8 protein-coding genes are annotated in these 5,082 nt (G+C 58.7%); 2 read left to right on the plus strand and 6 right to left on the minus strand.

The features are described 5' to 3' along the window. From A3754_RS21640 to rpsF, 6 genes are all read right to left on the minus strand, one after another. Positions 1–298: alanine racemase (locus tag A3754_RS21640; protein WP_197468772.1), on the minus strand; the 298-nt coding region annotated here is incomplete at its 3' end. Between the two features lie 90 nt (positions 299–388). Next, positions 389–1,783 (minus strand): replicative DNA helicase, encoded by a 1,395-nt coding sequence (gene dnaB / locus A3754_RS21645; protein WP_063521306.1) that lies wholly within the window; start codon positions 1,781–1,783, stop codon positions 389–391. A gap of 290 nt (positions 1,784–2,073) precedes the next feature. Next, the gene (gene rplI, locus A3754_RS21650; protein WP_007148535.1) at positions 2,074–2,526 is read right to left on the minus strand and encodes a 50S ribosomal protein L9; all 453 of its coding nucleotides are present in this window, start codon (positions 2,524–2,526) and stop codon (positions 2,074–2,076) included. 15 nt (positions 2,527–2,541) lie between these two features. After that, positions 2,542–2,772, minus strand: coding sequence for a 30S ribosomal protein S18 (gene rpsR / locus A3754_RS21655; protein WP_007148676.1), 231 nt, complete (start codon positions 2,770–2,772; stop codon positions 2,542–2,544). Between the two features lie 22 nt (positions 2,773–2,794). Next, positions 2,795–3,103 (minus strand): primosomal replication protein N, encoded by a 309-nt coding sequence (gene priB, locus A3754_RS21660; protein ID WP_063521307.1) that lies wholly within the window; start codon positions 3,101–3,103, stop codon positions 2,795–2,797. Between the two features lie 2 nt (positions 3,104–3,105). Then, positions 3,106–3,447: a 30S ribosomal protein S6 gene (rpsF, locus tag A3754_RS21665; protein WP_007151551.1), complete on the minus strand. Its 342-nt coding sequence runs from the start codon at positions 3,445–3,447 to the stop codon at positions 3,106–3,108. Between the two features lie 295 nt (positions 3,448–3,742). On the opposite strand from rpsF, the gene A3754_RS21670 reads away from it, so the two are divergent. Both A3754_RS21670 and A3754_RS21675 read left to right on the plus strand, forming a co-directional pair. Next, positions 3,743–4,444, plus strand: a complete 702-nt coding sequence (locus A3754_RS21670) for a hypothetical protein (RefSeq protein ID WP_063521308.1) — start codon at positions 3,743–3,745, stop codon at positions 4,442–4,444. A 2-nt stretch (positions 4,445–4,446) separates the two neighbouring features. Then, complete coding sequence (locus tag A3754_RS21675) at positions 4,447–5,046, plus strand: hypothetical protein (protein ID WP_063521309.1); 600 nt, start codon at positions 4,447–4,449, stop codon at positions 5,044–5,046. The last annotated feature ends 36 nt before the right edge of the window (positions 5,047–5,082 follow it).

Consider the following 5,082-nt stretch of genomic DNA (forward strand, 5'->3'; position numbering starts at 1 on the left):
CGACTACCTCAAGGGATAGCCGCTCCGCCTCCTTCAGCTCTTCGGCATCGAAGAAGCCTTCGGCCACAAGAATCGGCAAGGTCATGCCGTTTTCTCGCAGCGCACGTGCCTCTTCGACCAGCGCCACCCCCAGGCCCGACACGTTGTCGTGCATGGCATCCGCCGCCCGCAACAGGCCGTGCCCGTAGCCGTTGGCCTTGACCATGGCAAACACCTCAGCCCCATCAGCCAGTTGCCGGGCCAGACGCGCATTATGCGCCAGCGCAGAAGGACGAATTTCGACTCGGGTGCCTCTCATAGCAGGTGCAGCCCAACGCCGGACGCCTGACGCCTGACGTTTAAAGAACGGGACGTCGCATCCGGCATCCGGCGTCTAGCGTCCAGCGTTTTATTCATCCCCTGCCGCCAGCTGGGCATAGTATTCCGGCGCCAGGTCATCGAAGCGGGTGAACTCACCGCGGAAGGCCAGCCGCACGGTGCCGATAGGACCATTACGCTGCTTGCCGATAATGATTTCGGCCACACCGCGCTCGTTGCTGTCCTTGTTGTACACCTCGTCCCGGTACAGGAAAACGATCAAATCCGCATCCTGCTCAATCGCCCCGGATTCCCGCAGATCCGACATCACCGGGCGCTTGTTGGGCCGTTGTTCCAGGGAACGGTTCAACTGGGACAGGGCCAGCACCGGGCAATTCAGTTCCTTGGCAATCCCTTTCAGGGAGCGGGAAATTTCCGAGATTTCGTTCACCCGGTTTTCCACCCCCGGCACCTGCATCAGCTGCAGGTAATCGACCATGATCAGGCCCAGCTCGCCGCCACATTCACGGGCCACCCGGCGGGCACGGGCGCGCATTTCCAGCGGACTCAGTGCCGGCGTGTCGTCGATAAAGAAGCGCTGCTCACTGAGCATATGAATGGCAGAGGTGATACGCGGCCAGTCATCCTTTTCCAGATTACCGGAACGGATCGCGCCCTGATTAATACGCCCCAGCGAGGAGAGCATCCGCATGACGATGGATTCCGCCGGCATCTCCATGGAGAACACCAGCACCGGCTTGTTGCTTTTGATCGCCACGTTTTCACACAGGTTCATGGCGAACGTGGTCTTACCCATGGAAGGACGGCCAGCGACCACGATCATGTCGGCGGGCTGCAAGCCCCCGGTCATTTTATCCAGCTCTTCAAAGCCGGAGGTCAGGCCGGTGAGTGCACTCTTGGTTTTGTACAGCTCATCAATGCGGTCTACCGCTTTTTTCAACACCGACTTGATGTTCTGGGGGCCGTCACCTTTCTTCTGCTGCTCGGCAATCTCGAAGATGGAGGATTCCGCCTCATCGAGAATTTCCAGGGATTTACGGCCTTCGGTATTAAACGCGCTATCCGCCACCTGGTGTGAAACATTGATCAGCTGACGCAGGATACTGCGCTCACGGACAATATCCGAATAAGCGGTAATATTGGCCGCGCTGGGTGTGTTACGGGCCAGCTCCGACAGATAGGTCATGCCACCAATGGATTCGAGCTGCCCCAGGTTATTGAGCGCCTGGGAGACGGTGACCAGGTCACTGGGGTTTTCCTCTTCCACCAGCTGGGCAATCACCTCGAAAATCAGGCGGTGCTCCTTACGGTAGAAATCCCGCGCGCCCACCCGCTCGGCCACATCATCCCAGGCGCTGTTATTGAGTAGCAAACCGCCCAGTACCGCCTGCTCCGCCTCCACCGAATTGGGAGGAATACGCAGGTTCTCAGGCAGGTGTTTGTCCAGCGACATGGGTTCATTCATGGATAAGCCAACGTGTTGGGAAATAGAGTTGAAAGAGCAAAGTTTAAAGTTGAAACGCGACCCGGGCATGCACCCATCGCTAGATTCTATAAGCCTCGACAACGCTGTAGTCGCGGCCTCCGACCGCTCAAAACGCACCGGCTCCACTCGCGTTTCAACTTTAAACTTTTAACTTTGCACTACCCTTCAACAAAAAAGGGCACTGCCCCCACCTGAAAACAGGTTTCGGACAATGCCCTGATTCTGTCACCGTGCCCCCGCGGGGGCAAACCGAGTGTCAGTTCTGCCGATTACTCGGCAGGAACCACAGCCAGTTTGATGGTCACAGTTACCTCGGCGTGCAACGCCAGGTCGATTTCGAACTCACCGGTGGTGCGCAGTGCACCGTGGGGCAGCTTCACTTCTGCTTTTTCCACGTCCACGCCAGTGGAAGAGGAAATGGCTTCCGCGATGTCGCGGGTACCCACAGAACCGAACAGCTTGCCTTCGTCGCCCGCTTTGGCGGCGATGGAAACTGCGGCTTCGTTCAGCTTCTCGGCGCGTTCCTGGGCAGCACCCAGCTGCTCTGCAGCGTGCTTTTCCAGCTCGGCGCGACGTTGCTCCACTTCCGCCAGGTTGGCTTTGGTGGCAGGCAGCGCTTTGCCTTGCGGGATCAGGAAGTTACGGCCGTAACCGGAACGTACGTCTACCACTGCGCCCAAATCGCCCAGGTTCTTGATCGTTTCCAGCAGGATCACTTGCATGATGGTCCCCTCGGCTTAATTGTCGTGGCTGTCAGAGTACGGCAGCAGCGCCAGGAAGCGAGCCTGCTTGATAGCAGAGGCCAGCTGACGCTGGTAGCGTGCCTTGGTGCCGGTAATACGGCTGGGCACGATCTTGCCAGTCTCGGTGATGTAGGCTTTCAGGGTGTCGAGATCTTTGTAATCGATGTACTCAACACCTTCCGCGGTAAAGCGGCAGAACTTGCGGCGGCGATAAAAACGGGCCATTGGATAATCTCCTGTCGAATCCTTAGTTAAGGCTTTGCAGCGTTTGGGCAAGCAATTGCAAACGGTCCCGGGCGTCTCCCTTGTAACCGGCGCGGCTGAGGCATCCGGTTACCTTGATTCGCTGACCCTCTTTCAGGCCCTTGGCCTGCTGGGTCATCCCGCCCGCCAGAATCACGGCAATGCGGGCCTGGACTTCACGGGGATGTCCGTCTTCCAGTTGCCGGGAGCGATGTTCCAGCCAGACTCGCTGGCGGGGCACTCCGGCTGGAGTCAGGGCCACCTTTTCCAAGGTGACGATCACACCAGTGAGTTCGCAGTGGTTGCTTTCCAAAATTAGCTGGCAGCCCCTTCCTTCTCGTCGTGTTTCGCCAGCGGCGACGGCTCGGTTACGGCGTTGTCGCGACGAATTACGAGGTGACGGATTACGGCATCGTTAAAGCGGAAAGTGTTTTCCAGCTCGCCCAGGGTCTCGCCGTCACATTCGATGTTCAGCATCACATAGTGAGCTTTGTGGATCTTGTTGATCGGGTATGCCAACTGACGACGGCCCCAATCTTCAACACGGTGGATAGTGCCTTTGCCATCGGTCACGATCGCGCTGTAGCGCTCGACCATGGCAGAGACCTGTTCGCTCTGGTCCGGGTGAACCAGGAACACAACTTCGTAATGACGCATGTTAGCTCCTTACGGTTGCGACGCCTCACGACGCCAATTCAGCTTCCCGCCGTGATCATGATCAACGCACGGTGAAGCAAGGAGACCTGCATCCCCGCCCCGAAAACCGGGGGAGACGCAGGAAGCGCGCGATTCTATCCCATTGCAGGGGGCAACCTCAAGGCATATCCATTGCCATCTGCCGGCGACGGACGTATGCTCAGATAAAACAAAACGCTACAAACGCTTACAAAAAGCGTCGTTAACCCCAAGCCCCTGAAAACACAGGGGAAAACAACAACAACGGGATACGACAATGCACTTTCGAGCCCTGGCCATCGGCCTGTGCAGTGTTTTCTTGCTGACTCCGGTTCAGGCCGAGGAGTCACATACGCCTTGCGGCCACGCGCTGAAGGTGCCAGACAAACCGCTGCTGGAAGATTACCCGGACTACAGCGATTTCCTGCTACAAATCATGAAATACAAGCAGGCCCAGCGAGACCTGGCGAGCCACCGCAATGCCTGCCCGGATGACTATCTGCCCCACCCGGTGGCCAGCAGCGACCCGACCGTCATCGACGAGCCGGAAACCTTGTCCAGCGCCCTGGCCCGCACCGGCAAGCTGCAACCGATCGACTACCAGCGCAATCGCACCTGGTATAACCGCTCCACCTCGAAAAGCTTTGTACTGCCCCCTCTCGGCGGTGACTCCCTGGCCAGCGAGCGCATCCGCACCCTCCTGGCCAACGCAGGCTCCGAGACACCGCTGTTTCTGCCCATGACCATTGTCGGCATGCAGCTCGACGGCATCAATGATGGCGGCGAAGCACAACAGCAAGAGGTCCAGTTCAGTTATGAGCTGCTTCCCAAGCAGGAGCGCCAGGCCAGCCGCGCGGCGTTTATTGCTGACACCCAGCAGTTCAGCGGCGTGTATCGCAGCGGCAACCTGGTTCTGTATCTGGATAACGCCGGCGAAGCCTTCCTTATAGAGGGCACCGTGGAGGGGAGGTTGAGGTAGCCATGACCGGGCGCGTGCTGCATACCCCCATTATGCTGATCAGTGTCATGATGCTGGCCCTGAACGGGCAAGCGCTGGCCGCCCAAGGCGTGGAATCACAGCAAGATGCGCTGGCGCGCGCTTTGGGGCCAAGACCGGAAATTCGCGACTACACGCGCCAGGACCGGTTCGTCACCGACCTGCTCGCCTGGCAACGCCACAAAAGTAAACTGGAGGCCAAACTGGCTCGGGGAGAGTCCATTGCGCCTCCCGCACCGGCACCACAGCCGAATTGGCACCATGTTACCGGCCCCGAAGACCTGGATACCGCGCTGCACAATGCACAAGGCTACAAGCAGCCCAACTACCAGGAGCCTATTCGCTACGACCGCACCACCCATCTGAGTTTTCCGCTGCCGCCACTGCCGCAACAACAGCTGTCAGAAAAGGCGCTGACCGGTGAACCGCCGGCATCCCCCGCCGACCCTGCCAAAGAAGAAATTCCCGAAACGTTGCTTGAAGACAACACCCGGCTACAACGGGAAATGGCCGCCAGCCGGGCAAACCTGCCGCCCCCCGAACTCAACCAGCAGCATTTCGTCAGCCATTCTCAGCTACGCTGAGCCCTGACCTGAAACAACATCACACCCGTGGCCACC

It is taken from the genome of Alcanivorax sp. HI0083 (assembly GCF_001635175.1).